The organism is Cupriavidus sp. KB_39 (assembly GCF_052114485.1).
Lineage (GTDB): Bacteria > Pseudomonadota > Gammaproteobacteria > Burkholderiales > Burkholderiaceae > Cupriavidus.
The window spans coordinates 156,534-175,521 of record NZ_JBFREV010000010.1 but is presented as its reverse complement, the minus strand read 5'-3'; the positions used below and the strand labels follow the sequence as shown (position 1 = coordinate 175,521).

Sequence of the window (18,988 nt, the reverse complement as noted above, 5' to 3'; positions counted from 1 at the left end):
GATGGTTTGACATGGTGACGTCCACCGATCTCACGAGCCAGGTCGCCGGCGTGCCCGATGCCGGGCTGGTCGAGCGCGCGCTGGCTTTCGTGCGGGAGACCGCCGACGGGGCGACGCCCGCGATGCTGCCCACCGGCGAGACCGTCCTGTCTCACGCCGAGGGGATGCTGCGCATCCTCGACGGCCTGCGCGTGGATGACGCCGCGCGCGCCGCGGCCTGCCTGTTCGCGATGGCGGCCTTCGTGCCGGACACAGAGCCCGAGATCGAGCCGCGTTTTGGCGAGGAAGTCGCGCGGCTGGTGAAGGGCGTGCGACAACTGTTGCGCATCGGCGCCATCGCGGTGTCGCAGACCGATGTCTCGGAATCGTCGAAATCCGAAGTCGCCGCCCGCCAGGAGCAGGTGGAGGCGCTGCGCAAGATGCTGCTGGCCTTCGCCCAGGACATCCGCGTGGTGCTGGTGCGGCTGGCCTCGCGGCTCCAGACGCTGCGCTGGCTCGCGCAGACCAAGAACATGCCGCTGCCGGGCGTGGCGCGCGAGACGCTGGACATCTACGCGCCACTGGCCAACCGGCTCGGGATCTGGCAGATGAAGTGGGAGTTGGAGGACCTTGCTTTCCGCTTCGAACAGCCCGATACCTACAAACGCATCGCAAAACTGCTAGACGAGAAGCGGATCGAGCGCGAGAGCTATATCTCGCAGGCGATCGAGCGGCTGCAGTCGGAACTGGCCTCGGCCGGCATCCCCGCCGAGGTCACCGGCCGGCCCAAGCACATCTACAGCATCTGGAAGAAGATGCGCGGCAAGGAACTCGATTTTGCCGATTTGTACGATGTGCGCGCGTTCCGCGTGATCGTGGATGACATCAAGGATTGCTACACGGTCCTCGGCATCGTCCACCATATCTGGCAGCCGATTCCGCGCGAGTTCGACGACTATATTTCCCGACCGAAGTCCAACGGCTACAAGTCCCTGCACACGGTGGTCATCGGCGACGATGGCCGCGCGTTCGAGGTGCAGATCCGCACGCAGGAGATGCACCACTTCGCCGAATACGGCGTGGCGGCGCACTGGCGCTACAAGGAAGCCGGCAGCAAGGGCTACAGCGGACAGTTCTCGGCCAGCGAACGCTACGACGAGAAGATCGCGTGGCTGCGCCAGTTGCTGGCGTGGAAGGACGATGCCGACCACTCGGTCGCGCACGAGGATTCGCCGTGGGAGCAACTCAAGCATGCGGCCATCGACGACCATATCTATGTGCTGACCCCGCAGGCGCGCGTGGTGGCGATGCCGCAGGGCGCTACGCCGGTGGACTTCGCCTATTACCTGCATAGCGATCTCGGCCACCGCTGCCGTGGCGCGCGCGTGGACGGGGCGATGGTGCCGCTGAACACGCCGCTACGGAACGGGCAGACCGTGGAGATCGTGGCGGTGAAGCAGGGCGGGCCGTCGCGCGACTGGCTCAACACGGAACTTGGCTATCTTGCGAGTAGCCGGGCGCGGTCCAAGGTGCGCGCGTGGTTCAACGCGCTGGACTCACAGGAGACCATCGCGCAGGGCCGGGCGCTGATCGAAAAAACCCTGCAGCGCGAGGGCAAGACGGCTGTCAACCTCGACGACCTGGCCAGCCGGCTCAGCTTCAAGACGCCGGAGGACCTGTTCGCGGCGGTGGCGAAGGAGGAGTTCAGCCTGCGTCACGTGGAGCATGCGCTGCGGCACCCGGAGGGCGAGGCCCAGCCGCAATTCAACGAGGAAGAGGCCGTCACCAAGAAGAGCCGCGCGACCAGCGTGGCGCGCGGCGCCAAGAGCGGCGTGCTGGTGGTGGGGGTGGATTCGCTGATGACGCAGATGTCGCGCTGCTGCAAGCCGGCGCCGCCGGACGAGATTGTCGGATTCGTCACGCGCGGGCGCGGCGTGTCGATCCATCGCCGCAATTGCCATACGTTCCAGCAGTTGTCGTCGCGCGCGCCCGAGCGCGTGATCCAGACGGAATGGGGCAAGCGCAGCGATGCCGTGTACCCGGTGGACATCCACGTGGAAGCGGTGGACCGCCAGGGCCTGCTGCGCGATATCTCCGAAGTGCTGTCACGCGAGAAGATCAACGTCACCGGCGTGAAGACGCTTTCGAGCAAGGGCGTGGCGAAGATGCAGTTCACGGCCGAGGTCTCGGAAGCCACGCAGCTGCAACGTGCGCTTTCCATCATCGAAGATGTACAAGGGGTGTTGCAGGCGAAAAGAAAGTGATGCTATACTTGCGGCTTCGCTAGGCTCGTAGCTCAGCTGGTTAGAGCACCACCTTGACATGGTGGGGGTCGTTGGTTCGAGTCCAATCGAGCCTACCAACGAATTGCAGTAAAGCAGTAAAAATACGTATTACCCCGTCGGCATCGAAGGCTGGCGTGACGGCAGATCCGATCGACTTCTACAGGCACGGAAACGCATCATGAACAAGACAACTCGAACTACTTCCGCTGGTTAGCGACAGTAGTCGAGGTGCGCCTTCGCCCCGGGGTGATCCGGGTAGATTGAGAAAAACGCGGCCTTGGCCGCGTTTTTTTTTCGTCTGTCGTTCGCCAGCGGCCTGATAAGCTGCCGCATCGTCCGCGATGCGCGGCAAGAAACAAATGGTGGCTGGCTTCGCCGCTGCCGCAGACTTTGACTTTGATCCGCCCGCCAAGGCGCAGAATGCCGGCGAGCGGACCCCTCAAAAGGTGCAAGATGATCGCAATCACGCTGCCGGACGGTTCCCGTCGCGAGTTCCCCGGCCCCGTCACGGTGGCCGAAGTGGCCCAGAGCATCGGCTCGGGCCTGGCCAAGGCGGCACTCGCCGGCAAGGTCGATGGCCAGCTCGTCGATACGAGCTACCGGATCGACCGTGACGCCGCGCTCGCCATCGTCACGGACAAGGACGCCGATGGCGTCGACGTGATCCGCCACTCGACGGCTCACTTGCTGGCCTACGCCGTCAAGGAGCTGTATCCCGAGGCGCAGGTGACGATCGGCCCGGTCATCGACAACGGTTTCTACTACGACTTCGCCTACAAGCGCCCCTTCACGCCCGAAGACCTCGTCGCCATCGAGAAGAAGATGACGGAACTGGCCCGCAAGGACGAGAAAGTCACGCGCGAAGTGTGGAACCGCGACGAGGCGGTGGCGCTGTTCGAGTCGATGGGCGAGAAGTACAAGGCCGAGATCATCGCGTCGATTCCGGCGGATCAGGAAATCGGCCTCTATCGCGAAGGCAATTTCGTCGATCTGTGCCGCGGCCCGCACGTGCCGTCCACGGGCAAGCTCAAGGTCTTCAAGCTGATGAAGGTGGCCGGTGCCTACTGGCGCGGCGATTCGAACAACGAGATGCTCCAGCGCGTCTACGGCACGGCCTGGGCGAAGAAGGAAGACCAGGACGCCTACCTGACGATGCTGGAAGAGGCCGAGAAGCGCGATCACCGCAAGCTTGGCAAGCTGCTCGACCTGTTCCACCTGCAGGAGGAAGCGCCGGGCATGGTGTTCTGGCACCCGAAGGGCTGGCAGGTCTGGCAGGCCGTGGAGCAGTACATGCGCGGCCGCCTGGGCGAGGCCAAGTACGAAGAAGTCCGCACGCCGCAGGTGATGGATCGTTCGCTCTGGGAAAAGTCCGGCCACTGGCAGAACTACAAGGAGAACATGTTCGTCACGGAATCGGAGAAGCGCGACTACGCGATCAAGCCGATGAAYTGCCCCGGACATGTGCAGATCTTCAACCACGGGCTGCGTTCGTACCGTGACCTGCCGCTGCGCCTGGCTGAGTTCGGCGCCTGCCATCGCAACGAGCCGTCGGGTGCGCTGCACGGGCTGATGCGCGTGCGCGGCTTTGTGCAGGATGATGCGCACATCTTCTGCACGGAAGCGCAGATCGTGGAAGAGGCGAAGGCGTTCAACGAACTCGCGTTCTCGATCTATGACGATTTCGGCTTCAAGGACGTGGCGGTCAAGCTGTCGCTGCGCCCGCCCCAGCGCGCCGGTTCGGACGAGATCTGGGATCACGCCGAGGAAGGCCTGCGCCTGGCGCTGCGTGCCTGCGGCGTGGAGTGGGAAGAGCTGCCGGGTGAGGGCGCCTTCTACGGCCCGAAGGTCGAATACCACATCAAGGACGCCATCGGCCGCTCGTGGCAGTGCGGCACGCTGCAGCTGGATCTGGTGCTGCCGGAGCGGCTGGGTGCTGAATACGTCGCCGAGGACAACTCGCGCAAGCGTCCGGTCATGCTCCACCGCGCCATTCTCGGTTCGTTCGAGCGCTTCCTGGGCATCCTGCTCGAAAACCATGCGGGTGCCTTGCCCGCCTGGCTCGCGCCSGAGCAGGTGGTGGTCCTGAATATTGCCGATTCGCAGTCGGAATATGCCGAAAGCGTCGTGCAACTCTTGCAAAAACAAGGGTTTAGGGCCAAGGCCGATTTGCGTAACGAGAAAATTACGTATAAAATCCGCGAGCATTCTCTCCAGAAGATTCCCTACCTGCTGGTAGTGGGCGAAAAGGAGAAGGATGCCAGTCAAGTGGCCGTGCGTGCCCGTGGCAACGTGGATCTGGGTGTGATGCCCGTCTCCGCGTTTGTGGAACGTCTCCAACAGGACGTTGCCAACAAGGCCTGAGGGTGCTGAGCACGGCTTGTTTTTTTGTCTTCTTGAGGTAACGGAACATCGCTACAGACAAAGGTCACCGTATCAACCGTGAGATCAGCGCGCCGGAACTGCGCCTGGTAGGGGTTGATAACGAGCAGCTCGGCATCGTCAAGTTCATGGACGCATTGCGCCTGGCCGAGGACAAGGACTTGGATCTCGTGGAAATCGCGCCCAACGCGGCTCCACCCGTGGCCCGCATCATGGACTACGGCAAGTTCAAGTATGAGGAAGCCAAGCGCGCCCATGACGCCAAGCTCAAGCAGAAGATCATCCAGGTCAAGGAAGTGAAGTTCCGCCCTGGCACGGATGATGGCGACTACAACGTCAAGCTGCGCAACCTGAAGCGTTTCCTGGAAGATGGTGACAAGACCAAGATCACGCTGCGTTTCCGCGGCCGTGAGATGGCCCACCAGGAAATCGGTGCGCGCGTGCTGGAGCGTCTGAAGGCGGACCTGGAGGAGTTGGGTCAGGTCGAGCAGATGCCGAAGATGGAAGGCCGCCAGATGGTGATGGTGCTGGCCCCCAAGAAGAAGAAGTAATTCTCGCGCGGGGCGACGGCCGGGGTGCCAGGTGCATGCCGGCGTCGTGCTGCGCGGAAAACAGTATGCGGTCCCCGTGGCTGCGTACAAAAACAAGTGGATGCGGGTCTTGCAAGCGTCGGCGTGAGCCGTCCACCTGCATGCATGTCATAGAGCTGGAGTTTTTCATGCCTAAGATGAAGACCAAGAAAAGCGCCTCCAAGCGCTTTACGGCGCGCCCGAACGGTTCGTTCAAGCGCGGCCAGGCCTTCAAGCGTCACATCCTGACCAAGAAGACCACCAAGAACAAGCGTCAACTGCGCGGCACCCAGGACGTCCATGAGACGAACCTGAAGTCGGTTCGCGCGATGATGCCCTACGCATAACCCAACGACAACGAAAGGAGTAATACATGCCTCGAGTCAAACGTGGGGTCACTGCACGGGCCCGTCACAAGAAAGTCATCGACGCTGCCAAGGGTTACCGCGGCCGTCGCAATAACGTCTATCGTATCGCCAAGCAGGCGGTCATGCGTGCTGGCCAGTACGCATACCGCGATCGTCGCAACAAGAAGCGCGTGTTCCGCGCGCTCTGGATTGCACGTATCAACGCGGCAACGCGTGAGCATGGCCTGACCTACAGCGTGTTCATGAACGGCCTGAAGAAGGCTTCGATTGAACTGGACCGCAAGGTGCTGTCGGACATGGCTATCCACGACAAGCCTGCCTTTGCCGCCATCGTCAACCAGGTGAAAGCCTCCGTTGCCTGATGCCGGCTGCGGAAGCGCCCCAGGGCGCTTCCCGGCAAGCGCCGACCGCCAGGTCTGCTGAAACGGGGCTCCTCACCGAGCCCCGTTTTCATTTCGAATGCCGTGTCATGCGCACTGAAACGGCACCCGAAATGAGATACCGCACACAGTGCTAACCCTTTCCACGATTGCCGTCATGTCCCTGGATCTGGATCAAATCGTCGCCGATGCACAGGCCGCCTTCGCCGCYGCCAACGACAACGCCACGCTGGAAAATGAAAAGGCCCGCTTCCTGGGCAAGACCGGGGCGCTGACCGAGCTGCTCAAGGGCCTGGGCAAGCTCGACCCCGAGGCGCGCAAGACCGAAGGCGCGCGTATCAACCAGATCAAGCAGCAGGTGGAAGGTGCGCTGCAAGCGCGCCGCCAGGCGCTGGCTGATGCGCTGATGAACGCGCGTCTGGCCGCCGAGGCCATCGACGTGACGCTGCCCGGCCGCGCCACGTCGCGCGGCAGCCTGCATCCGGTCATGCGCACGTGGGAGCGCGTGGAGCAGATCTTCGGCTCCATCGGCTTCGACGTGGCGGATGGTCCGGAGATCGAGACCGACTGGATGAACTTCACCGCGCTGAACAACCCGGACAACCATCCGGCCCGTTCGATGCAGGACACGTTCTATGTGGACGGCCGCGACAGCGACGACAAGCTGCTGCTCCTGCGCACGCACACCAGCCCGATGCAGGTGCGCTACGCCCGCATGCACGTGCAGAAGTACGCCGGCAAGGACATGCCGCCGATCAAGGTGATCTGCCCGGGCCGCACCTACCGCGTGGACAGCGACGCTACGCACTCGCCGATGTTCAACCAGGTGGAAGGACTGTGGATTGGCGAGCATGTGAGCTTTGCCGACCTGAAGGGCGTCTACACCGATTTCCTGCGCAAGTTCTTCGAGCGCGATGACATCCAGGTGCGCTTCCGCCCGTCGTACTTCCCGTTCACCGAGCCGTCGGCGGAAATCGACATGGCCTTCGGCAGCGGCCGCTGGCTGGAGATCTCGGGATCGGGCCAGGTACATCCGAACGTGCTGCGCAACATGGGCCTCGACCCCGAGCGCTATATCGGCTTCGCGTTCGGCTCCGGCCTCGAGCGCCTGACGATGCTGCGCTATGGCATCAACGACCTGCGGCTGTTCTTCGAAGGCGACGTGCGCTTCCTGCGCCAGTTCGCCTGACCTGTCCCAGGCCGCATCGCCCATCGTCACAGAACATCACAGAATACCTACCGGATCAGAAGCGCCATGCAATTCTCGGAATCCTGGCTTCGTACTTTCGCCAATCCTGAAAAGATCTCGACCGACGCGCTGTCGCACAGCCTGACCATGGCCGGGCTCGAGGTGGAAGAGGTTGGCCCCGTCGCGCCGCCGTTCAGCAAGATCGTCGTGGCCCGTGTGCTGGCCACCGAGCGCCATCCCAACGCCGACCGTCTCAATGTCTGCCAGGTCGATGCCGGCACCGGCGAGACGCTCCAGATCGTCTGTGGCGCGCCCAACGTCAAGCCCGGCATCCTGGTGCCGTGCGCGATGGTCGGCGCCGTGCTGCCGCCGGCGGAAGCGGGCGGCGCGCCGTTCGAGATCAAGATCGGCAAGCTGCGTGGCGTGGAAAGCTACGGCATGTTGTGCTCGGCGCGCGAGCTGAAGCTGTCCGAGGATCACGGCGGCCTGATGGTCCTGCCGGACGAYGCCCCGGTCGGCCAGGATATTCGTCAGTATCTGGATCTGGACGATCAGATTTTCACGATCAAGCTGACGCCGAACAAGGCGGACTGCCTGTCGATCCACGGCGTGGCGCGTGAAGTTTCCGCGCTGACCGGCGCCGCGCTGACGCTGCCGGACATGAAGCCGGTGRCCGTCACGCTCGCYGACAAGCTGCCGGTGAAGATCTCGGCGCCGGACCTCTGCGGCCGCTTCTCGGGCCGTGTGATCCGYGGCGTGAACGCGCGTGCCGCCACTCCGGCGTGGATGGTGCGGCGCCTGGAGCGCTCGGGCCAGCGCAGCATCTCGGCGCTGGTGGACATCTCCAACTATGTGATGCTGGAGCTGGGCCGTCCGAGCCACGTGTTCGATCTCGACAAGATCCACGGCGGGCTGGACGTACGCTGGGGCCGCAAGGGCGAGCAGCTCAAGCTGCTGAACGGCAACACGGTCGACGTGGACGAGCAGGTGGGCGTGATCGCCGACGACAAGGAGATCGAGAGCCTGGCCGGCATCATGGGCGGYGACAGCACCGCCGTGTCGCTGGACACGACCAACATCTACCTGGAAGCCGCATTCTGGTGGCCGAACGCCATCCAGGGCCGCGCGCGCCGCTACAACTTCTCGACCGATGCCGCACACCGCTTCGAACGCGGCGTGGACTACGCCACGACGGTAGAGCACATCGAGCGCATTACCGCGCTGATCCTCGACATCTGCGGCGGCCAGGCCGGCCCGGTGGACGATCAGGTCGTGAACCTGCCCGAGCGCAAGCCGGTGAGCCTGCGCGTGGCGCGTGCCGAGCGCGTGCTGGGCATCGAACTGTCTTCGGCCGCCATCGCCGACGTGTTCCAGCGCCTGAACCTGCCGTTCACGCGCTCGGAAGGCGCCGAGGGCGAGGTGTTCGCCGTCACGCCGCCGAGCTACCGCTTCGACATCGAGATCGAGGAAGACCTGATCGAGGAAGTGGCGCGCATCTATGGCTTCGAGCGGATTCCCACGCTGCCGCCGATCGCCGAGAGCGAGATGCGTCCGACCAACGAGGCACGCCGCTCTACCCATGTGGTGCGTCACGCGCTGGCCGCCCGCGACTACCAGGAGGTGATCAACTTCGCCTTCGTGGAAGAGAAGTGGGAGCGTGACTTCGCCAGCAACGACAACCCGATCCGCCTGCTGAACCCGATCGCGAGCCAGCTGGCCGTGATGCGTTCGACGCTGCTTGGCGGGCTGGTGGACAAGGTCCGTTACAACCTCAACCGCAAGGCCGCGCGCGTGCGCCTGTTCGAAGTGGGCCGCGTGTTCCATCGCGACGGCAACGTGACGGATGGCGGCCTGACCGTGGCTGGCTATCACCAGCCGATGGTGGCCGCCGGCATCGCCTACGGCCCGGCATTCGACGAGCAGTGGGGTATCGCCACGCGTCCGGTGGACTTCTTCGATGTGAAGGGCGACGTGGAGTCGCTGTTCCATCCGCGTACGGCGCGTTTCGAGCCGGTGGCGCATCCCGCGCTGCATCCGGGCCGCGCCGCGCGYGTGATCGTGGACGGCAAGCCGGTTGGCGTGGTGGGCGAGCTGCACCCACGCTGGCTCCAGGAATACGAGCTGACGCAAGCGCCCGTGGCCTTCGAGCTGGACCTTGATGCCCTGCGCGACGTCGGTCTGCCGGCGTACACAGAGATCTCGAAGTTCCCGGCCGCCGTGCGCGACCTGGCCGTGGTGGTCAAGCAGTCGGTGCGCGTGCAGGACCTGCTCGATGCGATGCGCGCGGCGCTGGACCAAGGCGGTTTTGGCCACTACGTGCAGAGCCTGGTGCTGTTCGACGAGTTCCGTCCGAAGGCGGCTTCGGCCGCCATCGGGGCTGACGAGAAAAGCCTTGCGTTCCGTGTGACGTTGCAAGATACTGGGGCGACCCTCCAGGACGAGACGGTCGACAGCGCGGTGCGCTGTATGATCGATGCGCTGGCAGCGGGCTTCTCGGCCCGTCTGCGCGGATAGGTCGCTGAAACCTGGGGCGTCCGGGCACAGCTCCCGGGCGGATCGCCAGACAGACCTCAGAAGAGCGATCAAGAATGAACGATCGAGACGCGAATTCCATGAATGCTGCAGACCTGGGCGAGGTCAGCGACCGGCACGCCGCCTCACTGGACGACGCATCGCCGGAAGCCCGCGCGACCGAAGTGCCCACCCTCACGAAGGCCGAACTTGCAGAGATGCTGTTCGACCAGGTTGGCCTGAACAAACGTGAATCCAAGGACATGGTCGAAGCCTTCTTCGACGTGATTCGTGAAGCCTTGGAACATGGTGACAGCGTCAAGCTGTCCGGCTTCGGCAACTTCCAGTTGCGCGACAAGCCGCAGCGTCCAGGCCGCAACCCCAAGACGGGCGAAATCATCCCCATCACCGCGCGCCGCGTGGTGACGTTCCACGCCAGCCAGAAACTCAAGGGCCTGGTCGAGGAGCGCGCCGATCTGGCTGTGCCGGGCTGACGGTCCGCTGCTGGGAGTTTTCCGCTGGCGTTTCGCGCTGGCGCCTCCCGGCGCGTCGCGGCTGTCCGACACGCCACGCCACGCCTCCTGCCTCGAACGGTGGATTGCCCACGGCACTTGCAGTCTGTATCCTGCAATGCTCGCGCGCATGTCGCGCCAACCGAGTCGCGCCTTTCGGCCTGACGCCTGACTTCCCATCGCATGTCGGAAAAATCCAGCGAGCGCGTTGCGCTGCCGCCGATTCCCGCAAAACGCTACTTCACGATTGGCGAAGTGAGCGAGCTTTGCGCCGTCAAGCCGCACGTGCTGCGGTACTGGGAACAGGAGTTCACCCAGCTCAAGCCGGTGAAGCGGCGCGGCAATCGACGTTACTATCAGCATCACGAAGTGCTGCTGATCCGGCGTATCCGCGAGTTGCTGTACGAGCAGGGATTCACCATCAACGGGGCGCGCAACCGCCTCGACGATGGTCGCCATCATGGCCTGGGCGTGCCACTGGAGGAGGGCGAGACCGMGTCGGTGGTGCCGGTCGCCACGGCGCCTGTGCTGTCGGTCGATCTCAATACTTTGCGCGGCGAGCTGGTGGCAGTGCAAAACCTGCTGGCGCAATTGAAAGAGATCGCGCGGCATGGATAATTTTGCAATGCGCCGTGCCAATGACTAGCCACCGATCGATTGTTGCTGATATAATCTTTTGCTTCGGGGCGTAGCGCAGCCTGGTAGCGTACCTGCATGGGGTGCAGGTGGTCGGAGGTTCAAATCCTCTCGCCCCGACCAGACAAGGAACCCGCTTGGTGTCAAAACCAAGCGGGTTTTTCTTTGGCATTGCGCACGGGTTTCGCGCCCGGCGCTTGATGCGTCGCAAAACTTCTTTACATTTCCTGCGTTCCCTCACGCGGCATCGTGGCCTAGCCTAGGACGATGATTTGAAACGCAGGGTGAGTCATGAGTTGGCGTGATGTTTTCCTGATCGGCACCGGCTGGGTCGGTGCCTGTATGGCGGTTGGCTGGCTGCTGACCACGGTGGTGAAACTCCTCGAATGAACGGCGCGTTCCGTACGTAATCCCCCGACGAAGAAACGCCGCCCGATTTTCTCGGCGCGGCGTTTTTCATTATGGGTTGCGGCGGCGCCGTTTGAATGCACCGTGCAGGTCGCTTTGGTATAACCTGAAATCAGGGAACCTCCGATTCTCCTGCGCGTCTCGCCATAGGAGAGCATCGCTGCGGGAGGGCGCGATGGGGCAACGTGAACTCAGGGCCTGCTGGTTTGGCGCGGGCGTGTTGGTCGGCGCGATGGCCGCGAGCCTGTGCGCGATGCGCGCCATGTCTCGCGCACGGACCGATGTGTCCGCGAATTTGTCTCCGGATGTCTCGGCGGATGTCTCGCCGGCTGCCTCGCCCGTCGAGGATGCCGCCCGGGCACCGTCCGCGGCGCCGGAGAGCGGCGCGGACATGTTCGAATACCGCGGCTTCGTGGTGCACCTGTTCTGGCAGGCGCTCGCTCCGGCACGGTACAAGGCCTGGTGCGATATCTGGGAGGCCGGCGCGATAGTGCAGGAGGCGGGCGGTCCGCCGGCCACGTATCCGACCGCTGCCGAGGCACGCATGGCGGCYGGCGCCTGGGCACGGCACTGGGTCCAGAACAACGGCTGATGTCGCAGATTCGGTAAAACGAAGCACGCTTCGTGGCCTGATCGATCCCAATCTATTCTCAACATAACGCCGCTGTGACGCCCGCTATCCCGCCAAGGTAGGGGCMAAATGGCGGCCCTGCATGGTGTGACGCGACAGACACACGTGTTACGATTTGCAGCGTCTTTTGGAGTCCGTGATGTTTGTATGTCAGAACCAACCCTGTGGTGCGCGCTGGAAGCCCGCCGAGGTGGTGATCAAGAACGAGGGGCAGGGCCCCATCTTCCGCTGCCCGCTCTGCGGCGCGCGCAACCGCCTGATGGCCTCGCATCGTGCGGACGGCAGCATCGACTACAAGCAACTCCGGCGCGAAGCCTCGGGCGCGGATGSCGCGCCGCCGAAAGCTCGACGGAGCTGATCGACGTAAAGGGGGTCGACGCGCATGGCGAAAAGCAAGACGCCTCAAGCCGGCGACTGTGGGACCGTTAAGACGGAGATGGACATCAGCGACTTATCCCACGACGCCGCCTCCAATGCCGAGCTCATTGGATGGTCAGGTGCATCCCCACAAGTGATTGCCCGCGTGCTCAATGCCGCGCTGGCCGCGCAGGACCTGTCCGGCTTCGCCGCATTGCTGTCCGACATTGCGCGCGACCGCGGCCTGAAGGGGGCGCGCGGCACGCACCAGTCGATCTACGACATGCCGTACGCGAGCTTGCTGCCGCGTCAGAAGCACCTGCTGGCCGATGCGTTCGACCTCTTCCTCCGCCTGGGTCTGGAGTTCCGCGCGCGCGGCGACGGCAGCGACGACCTTGACGGCGCCGAAGACGACGACCTGCCCGCGCTGCGCGACATGGACGACGATGACGATGTCATCGACATCGACGAGCGCTGACGGCTAGCCACTAGCCGTCGCTAGCCGTCAATCAGCGCYCGCCGCCTGGGGCCGGTCAGGCGCGCTCCAGCAAGCCGATTTCCTTCACCGCAACGGACAGCATCGACAACGCCGAGGCCCCCGTGGCGCCCGACGCGCGCTGGTCGGCCAGCATCTGTGCGAAGCGGTCCAGCGCCACCTGTCGGCTCTTGCGCCAGTCCTCGATCAGCGCCGGGGCGTCCTCCACCTCGCGCGACTGGCCCAGCACGCTGGTCGTCAGCGCGCGCTTGAGCCGCCCCAGGTCTTCCAGCGTGGTCGTGCGGGCGAGCAGGTCCCAGTGTGTGTCCGCCGGCAGTGAGAACGCGCGCTCGCGCAGCCATCCGAAATTGAGTTCCGAATCGAGGGCGAAGTAGACCGCTGCCACGGTGTCCAGGCTGCGCTGGCAGGCGGCTGCAACCTCGGCCACGTCGAGCGCGGCCGCAGCCGCATCGCTGGCGGCCACGCGCAGGGCGAGGTCGTCGTCCACACCGGCTTCGATCAGCGTCATCGCCCGCTCAGCCATGGCCTCTGCGCCCTCGGGCGGCAGCAGCTTGGGCAGTTGCGGCGTGAGCCAGCGCGCGGCTTCGACGAAGCGCGTCGCGCCGGGCTCTACCGTGCCGCCGCCGCGCAGGTAGCGCACGAACCAGAGCGTGGCGCGCTCGAGCAGCCGCGCCAGCGCGCCGAACATCTGCGCCTGGATGGCGTCGTCCACGCGGTTGTCGAAGGCGTCGATGCGCGCCCAGATCCCGGACAGCCCGAACACGTCACGCGCCAGCAGGCAGGCGCGCACGATATCGGCCGGACGCCCGTCGGTCTCCTCCATCAGATGATGGACGAAGGTMGGCCCGACGCGGTTCACGAGGATGTTGGTCAGGTGCGTGGCGAGGATTTCGCGCCGCAGCGGATGCCGCTGCATCGGCTCGGCATGGCGCACGCGCAGCGGCTCGGGGAAGTAGTCGGCCAACAGCGTCGAGACGAGCGCGTCCTCGGGCAGGTCCGAGACCAGCAGCTCGTCGTACAACCACATCTTGCTATAGGCCAGCAGCACCGCACGCTCGGGCGACGTCAGCCCCGCGCCGAGTGCCTTGCGTTCGGCGATCTCGTCCTCGGGCGGCAGGAATTCGAGCGGACGGTTGAGCCGGCCCGCGCGCTCGAGCCAGCGGATCAGCCGCGCCTCGGCGTCGAGCAGTTCCGTGGCCTGACGGCCCGCCACGGAGAGCGCCTGGGTCTGGTAGTAGTTGTCCTGGAGCACCAGCAGGCCCACCTCGTCGGTCATCTCGGCCAGCAGCGTATTGCGCTGCTTGATGGTCATCTCGCCGTCGGCCATCACGATGCCTAGCAGAATCTTGATATTGACCTCGTGATCGGAGCAATCGACGCCGGCCGAATTGTCGATGGCATCGGTATTGATCCGGCCCCCCTTGCGCGCGAACTCGATGCGGCCAAGCTGGGTGAAGCCGAGATTGCCGCCTTCGCCCACCACCTTGCAGCGCAGTTCGGCGCCGTTCACGCGSACCGCATCGTTGGTGCGGTCGCCGGCTTGCTGATGGGTCTCGGACGCAGCCTTGACGTAGGTGCCGATGCCGCCGTTGTAGAGCAGGTCGACGGGCGCCATCAGCAGCGCGTGGATCAGGTCCGCCGGCGACAGCGTGCTGGTCGTGATCCCCAGCGCCGCCTGCACCTGGGGCGTGAGCGCGATGGTCTTGGCCGTGCGCGGATAGATGCCGCCGCCGGCCGAGATCAGCGCGGTGTCGTAGTCGGCCCAGCTCGAACGGGGCAGGGCGAACAGCCGCGCGCGCTCGGCCAGGCTCCTGGCGCAGTCGGGGTCCGGGTCGAGGAAGATGTGCCGATGGTCGAACGCGGCCAGCAGCTTGATGTGCGGAGAAAGCAGCATGCCGTTGCCGAACACGTCGCCGGACATGTCACCGATGCCCACTACCGTGAACGGCGTGGTCTGGATATCAACGCCCATCTCGCGGAAATGGCGCTTCACGCTCTCCCACGCGCCGCGCGCGGTGATCGCCATCTTCTTGTGGTCGTAGCCGACCGAGCCGCCCGACGCGAAGGCGTCGTCGAGCCAGAAGCGGTACTCGCCCGAGATGGCGTTGGCGTAGTCGGAGAACGTCGCGGTGCCCTTGTCGGCGGCCACCACGAGGTAGGGGTCCGATTCGTCGTGGCGCACCACTTCGGGCGGCGGCACGATGTCGCCGGAGACGAGGTTGTCGGTCAGGTCGAGCAGCCCGCGCAGGAAGGTCTGGTAGCAGGCCACGCCTTCGGCCAGATAGGCGTCGCGGTCGGTGGCGGGCGGCGGGCGCTTGACCACGAAGCCGCCTTTCGAGCCCACCGGCACGATCACCACGTTCTTCACCATCTGCGCCTTCATCAGGCCCAGCACCTCGGTGCGGAAGTCCTCGCGCCGGTCCGACCAGCGCAGCCCGCCCCGGGCCACCCGGCCGCCGCGCAGATGCACCCCCTCCACGCGCGGCGAGTAGACCCAGATCTCGAACATCGGCCGTGGCTCGGGCAGGCCCTGCACCAGCGCCGGATTGAACTTGAATGAGACGTAGGGGCGCGGCTGGCCCTCCGCGTCGCGGTGGAAGTAGTTGGTCCGCACCGTGGCCGCGATCACGTTCAGGAACAGGCGCAGGATGCGGTCCTCATCGAGGTTGGGCACCTTGTCTAGCGCGGCGTCGATCTCGGCCAGCAGGCGCTGGGTGCGCGTCTCGTCACCCGGTGTGGCCACGGCAGGGTCGAAGCGGGCCACGAACAGCGCCACAAGCAGCGCGGCGATATTCGGATTGCTGGTCAGCGCGCGCTCGATATAGGCATTGCTGAAGGTCGAGCCCACTTGCCGCAGGTACTTGGCAAACGCGCGCAGGATGGTCACGTCGCGCGCGGCCAGCCCGGCGCGTAGGACGAGCCGATTGAAATCGTCGTTTTCGATCTCGCCGTTCCAGGCCCGCGCGAAGGCGTCCTCGAACAGCGGCTTCACGCGCTCGATCTCCACGTCCAGAGGGCGGCCCTCGGGGTCAGCGGCAATCTCCAGGCCGAAGTCGTGGATCCACACCGGCGCGCCGGCATCGGGCTCGATCAGGTAGGGGCGCTCCTCGTCCACGCGCACGCCCAGGTGTTCGAGCATCGGCAGGCTCAGGGAMAGCGCGATGGGCTCCCCGGCGCGGAAGACCTTGAAGCGGAACGCGCCCGGCGCGGCCTCGATGGGCCGGTACAGGTTCATGGCGAGGCCGCTCGGGTGCTGGCGCGCGTGCTCCATCAGCTCGATGTCGCGCACGGCGGTGCGGGCAGCGTAGTCCTCGCGGTAGCCGGCGGGGAAGGCGTCGCAGTAGCGGCGCAGCAGCACGATGCCTTGTTCCTCGCCCCGGCTGACGTGGAGCGCGGTGGCCAGGTCGTCCTGCCAGCGGCGCGTGGCCTGCACGATGCGCTCTTCCAGCTCGCGGGTGTCCACCTCGGGCATGGTGCCCGGCTCGCCACGCACGGTGAGCTGGATGCGCGCCAGCGGGGATTCGGACAGCAGCGGCGTGAACTCGCAGCTGGTGCCATGGAACGCCTCCACCAGCAGCTTCTGGATGCGCTGGCGCAGGTCGGTGTTGTACTTGTCGCGCGGCACGAAGACCAGGCACGAGATAAATCGGTCGAAGCGGTCGCGCCGCACGAACAGCCGGATGCGCTGGTGCTCCTGCAGCCGCAGGATGCCGATGGCGATCTCGAACAGCTCGTCCTCGTCGGCCTGGAACAGGTCATCGCGCGGATATTGCTCGAGGATGGTGACCAGCGACTTGTACAGGTGGCCCTTGGTCAGGAAGCCGGCGCGCGCCAGGATGTTGGCGCACTTGCGCCGCGCCAGCGGAATCTCGCTGGTGCTGACCATATAGGCCGTGGACGTGTACAGCCCCACGAAGCGCCGTTCGCCGAACAGCTTGCCGTTGGCGTCGAGCAGCTTCACGCCCACATAGTCGAGATAGCCGGGCCGATGGACGGTCGCGCGCGAGTTGGCCTTGGTCAGGAAGATTGGCGAGGCCCCTTCGATGACGCTCGCGGCGGCGGCGGGCAGCGGGGTCAGGTCGTCCTCGCCCGGATCGCGCAGCGCTTCGCGCAGGATGCCCGCGCCCGAGCCCGGCACGCCGCGCAGGAAGTACTGGCCGTCGCGTGGCACCAGCTCGTAGTCGCGCTGGCCGAGGAAGGTGAAATGGTCGTCGAGCAGCCATTCGAGGAAGGCGCGGGCCTCCACCGATTCCGGGCTCGCGGCGTCCGGCGCGCGGCCCATGCTGGCGACGGTGTCCTCGGCCACCTGCTGCATGCGCGGCCAGTCTTCCACGGCGGCGCGCACATCGCCGAGGATGCGGGCGATGCCGGYGCGCAGCGTTTCCAGCCGGGCGCCTTCGCCGGTGCGGTCCACCTCGAAATGCATGAACGATTCGAGCCGGCAGGTGGTGTTGCCGGCCGGGYCGGCGTCGTTCCGCCCGCCCAGGCCCACCCGCAGGATCGTGCCCTTGGCATCGCGGCAGATGTTGAAGACCGGGTGGATGGTCGAATGGAGCGTCAGGCCGAGCCGGTTGATCTCCATCGTGATCGAATCGACGAGGAACGGCATGTCGTCGTTGACGATCTCGATGATCGTATGGTCGGAGTGCCAGCCGTGTTCCTCGAGCTTCGGGTTGTAGACCCGCACGCGCGCGGTGCCCGGCACGAACTTCTGGGCGGTCTGCCAATGGGCCATGATCGCGCCGTAGAGGTCCGCCACGTTGCGTGCGAGCAGGTCCTCGGCATCGGCCAGGTCGTAGTAGTGGCGCAGCAGGGGTTCCAGCACCTCGAACGTGGCGGCGGGGAGCCGCTCGCGCGCGAGCGCGACGASGTCATCCAGCAACTGCGCGACTTTTTCTTCGTTTTCCGGAGGCATGGCATCTCCTCGGCGTGTGCCGGTGCATGCTCATACTGTAGGAAAGTTTTGACCTGCCCGGGTGACAAAACACGTCAGCGGGCAGGTTGAGACGGGCGAGGCGCCCGGGGATCAGATGAAGCGCAAGCGGGTCAGGCGGCCACGGCGCGCAGCGCGGCGCGGCCGACCTCGGGCGGTACGACCACGGAGCTTTCGGAGCGCTCCCATGCGGCATTGCGGCGATGGCGCTCGGCATGGTCCTGCAGCGTGCCGGTCATGCGATGCAGCAGGCCGGTCAGCGCCACGCGCTCCTCGGCATTGAACTGGCCCACCGAGACCGAGTGCAGGGCCTTCACGCCCTGGCCGGCACGGTCCAGCCGCGCGGCGGCGCTGGCCGCAATGCGCGGGGCGCCATTGGCCTCGAACGCCAGCCAGCCTTCCTCGCGCAACTCGTTGAGCAGCCGTTCGGTCTGGGCCACGTCCATGAACACGGCGGCCGACAACGGCAATCCGCGGCGGAAGGTGCCRGTGTGGATGGCGCGCAGCAACAGCCATTTCGGATAGGTCAGCCCCGAGACAGACAAGGTCTGTTCGAGGGCGGCTTGCCACGCGGTCACGGCGTCGACAAGCGCGAGCACGATCGGCTCATTGATTTCGAGTGCTTTCGGCTGCATTGGCTCAGGTCTCCCAATCTGGGTTTGCCGCCTGCTTGCATCGTCTGTGCATGGGCCGGTGCATTGGCCGGCCCGGGCGGCACCGCTGCCTGCCTCTGATAGTGGGCGGGTCATCCGGTAGGCGAGACACTATCAGTAATGTATGGACATGGGTGTGACAGATCGGGTAAGTCCTAATCAGCCTTTTGCACGAGGTGCCGTGCGCACCTCGTGGCGGGGGCGTGTGGCCCCAAAAACAAAACAGCCCGCGACATGCGCGGGCTGCTTTCGCAAAACGACGACCTGGGTCGCTTACTGCTTCTTGGCGCCGTCGGTGTAGACGTCAGGCTTGCCGGACTTCGCACCATCGGTGTACGGGTCAGCCTTGCCGACCTTGGCGCCGTCCGTGTACGGATCGGCCTTCTTCGGGGCGAGATCGGTCTGCGTGGACTTCTTCGCGCCGTCGGTGTACGGGTCGAACTTGCCGGACTTGGCCGTGTTGGCGTGCGGGCTGGCCTTCTTGGTATGGCTGCCGCTGTGGATGTCGCCACCGTCCGTGTAGTTCTTCTGTGCGTGCGCCAGTTGCATGGTGCCCAGGCCGGCCAGCGCAGCAATGATCAGGGTCGGTACGGTCTTCTTCAGCATCTTCAATCCTCGCAGGTAATGCGCCATATCCGGGAATTCGTCGGAGGTCGTCAGATTCCGTACAGATACAGCAGATGAGAAAAATGGCTTTGTTAC

15 protein-coding genes and 2 tRNA genes are annotated in these 18,988 nt (G+C 65.1%); 14 read left to right on the top strand and 3 right to left on the bottom strand.

The features are described 5' to 3' along the window. The first annotated feature begins 11 nt into the window (after positions 1 to 11). From AB4Z27_RS10740 to AB4Z27_RS10675, 14 genes are all read left to right on the top strand, one after another. Complete coding sequence (locus tag AB4Z27_RS10740) at positions 12 to 2,243, top strand: RelA/SpoT family protein (RefSeq protein ID WP_092292795.1); 2,232 nt, start codon at positions 12 to 14, stop codon at positions 2,241 to 2,243. 21 nt (positions 2,244 to 2,264) lie between these two features. Then, positions 2,265 to 2,341 (top strand) — tRNA-Val (locus AB4Z27_RS10735). 376 nt (positions 2,342 to 2,717) lie between these two features. After that, positions 2,718 to 4,625 carry a threonine--tRNA ligase gene (gene thrS, locus AB4Z27_RS10730; protein ID WP_092292797.1) on the top strand — a complete coding sequence of 636 codons (1,908 nt, stop codon included), beginning with the start codon at positions 2,718 to 2,720 and terminating at the stop codon, positions 4,623 to 4,625. Positions 4,626 to 4,672: 47 nt separating this feature from the next. Then, positions 4,673 to 5,194, top strand: coding sequence for a translation initiation factor IF-3 (gene infC, locus AB4Z27_RS10725; protein ID WP_092292799.1), 522 nt, complete (start codon positions 4,673 to 4,675; stop codon positions 5,192 to 5,194). Between the two features lie 167 nt (positions 5,195 to 5,361). After that, the gene (gene rpmI, locus AB4Z27_RS10720; protein WP_006575466.1) at positions 5,362 to 5,559 is read left to right on the top strand and encodes a 50S ribosomal protein L35; all 198 of its coding nucleotides are present in this window, start codon (positions 5,362 to 5,364) and stop codon (positions 5,557 to 5,559) included. 26 nt (positions 5,560 to 5,585) lie between these two features. After that, positions 5,586 to 5,942, top strand: a complete 357-nt coding sequence (rplT, locus tag AB4Z27_RS10715; protein WP_092292801.1) for a 50S ribosomal protein L20 — start codon at positions 5,586 to 5,588, stop codon at positions 5,940 to 5,942. 181 nt (positions 5,943 to 6,123) lie between these two features. Continuing rightward, on the top strand, positions 6,124 to 7,149 hold the full coding sequence (gene pheS, locus AB4Z27_RS10710) for a phenylalanine--tRNA ligase subunit alpha (protein WP_177219888.1): 1,026 nt from the start codon (positions 6,124 to 6,126) through the stop codon (positions 7,147 to 7,149). Positions 7,150 to 7,215: 66 nt separating this feature from the next. After that, positions 7,216 to 9,663, top strand: coding sequence for a phenylalanine--tRNA ligase subunit beta (gene pheT, locus AB4Z27_RS10705; protein ID WP_441644444.1), 2,448 nt, complete (start codon positions 7,216 to 7,218; stop codon positions 9,661 to 9,663). A 74-nt stretch (positions 9,664 to 9,737) separates the two neighbouring features. Continuing rightward, a complete protein-coding gene (locus AB4Z27_RS10700; protein WP_092292807.1) occupies positions 9,738 to 10,154 on the top strand; it encodes an integration host factor subunit alpha in 417 nt (138 codons plus the stop codon). A 201-nt stretch (positions 10,155 to 10,355) separates the two neighbouring features. Then, complete coding sequence (locus AB4Z27_RS10695; RefSeq protein WP_441644443.1) at positions 10,356 to 10,790, top strand: MerR family transcriptional regulator; 435 nt, start codon at positions 10,356 to 10,358, stop codon at positions 10,788 to 10,790. Between the two features lie 64 nt (positions 10,791 to 10,854). Next, positions 10,855 to 10,931, top strand: a tRNA-Pro gene (locus AB4Z27_RS10690). Between the two features lie 460 nt (positions 10,932 to 11,391). Continuing rightward, on the top strand, positions 11,392 to 11,808 hold the full coding sequence (locus AB4Z27_RS10685; RefSeq protein WP_092292811.1) for a hypothetical protein: 417 nt from the start codon (positions 11,392 to 11,394) through the stop codon (positions 11,806 to 11,808). Between the two features lie 178 nt (positions 11,809 to 11,986). Next, on the top strand, positions 11,987 to 12,205 hold the full coding sequence (locus AB4Z27_RS10680) for a hypothetical protein (RefSeq protein WP_441644442.1): 219 nt from the start codon (positions 11,987 to 11,989) through the stop codon (positions 12,203 to 12,205). A gap of 78 nt (positions 12,206 to 12,283) precedes the next feature. Continuing rightward, positions 12,284 to 12,682, top strand: a complete 399-nt coding sequence (locus tag AB4Z27_RS10675) for a hypothetical protein (protein WP_092292815.1) — start codon at positions 12,284 to 12,286, stop codon at positions 12,680 to 12,682. Positions 12,683 to 12,737: 55 nt separating this feature from the next. Here AB4Z27_RS10675 and AB4Z27_RS10670 read toward each other — a convergent pair whose 3' ends face one another. The 3 genes from AB4Z27_RS10670 to AB4Z27_RS10660 all read right to left on the bottom strand — a co-directional run bounded on the left by AB4Z27_RS10670 (position 12,738) and on the right by AB4Z27_RS10660 (position 18,892). Then, on the bottom strand, positions 12,738 to 17,615 hold the full coding sequence (locus AB4Z27_RS10670; protein WP_441644441.1) for an NAD-glutamate dehydrogenase: 4,878 nt from the start codon (positions 17,613 to 17,615) through the stop codon (positions 12,738 to 12,740). A 131-nt stretch (positions 17,616 to 17,746) separates the two neighbouring features. Next, positions 17,747 to 18,268, bottom strand: coding sequence for a MarR family transcriptional regulator (locus AB4Z27_RS10665; protein WP_092292819.1), 522 nt, complete (start codon positions 18,266 to 18,268; stop codon positions 17,747 to 17,749). A gap of 291 nt (positions 18,269 to 18,559) precedes the next feature. Then, on the bottom strand, positions 18,560 to 18,892 hold the full coding sequence (locus tag AB4Z27_RS10660) for a hypothetical protein (RefSeq protein ID WP_441644440.1): 333 nt from the start codon (positions 18,890 to 18,892) through the stop codon (positions 18,560 to 18,562). Positions 18,893 to 18,988: the final 96 nt, after the last annotated feature.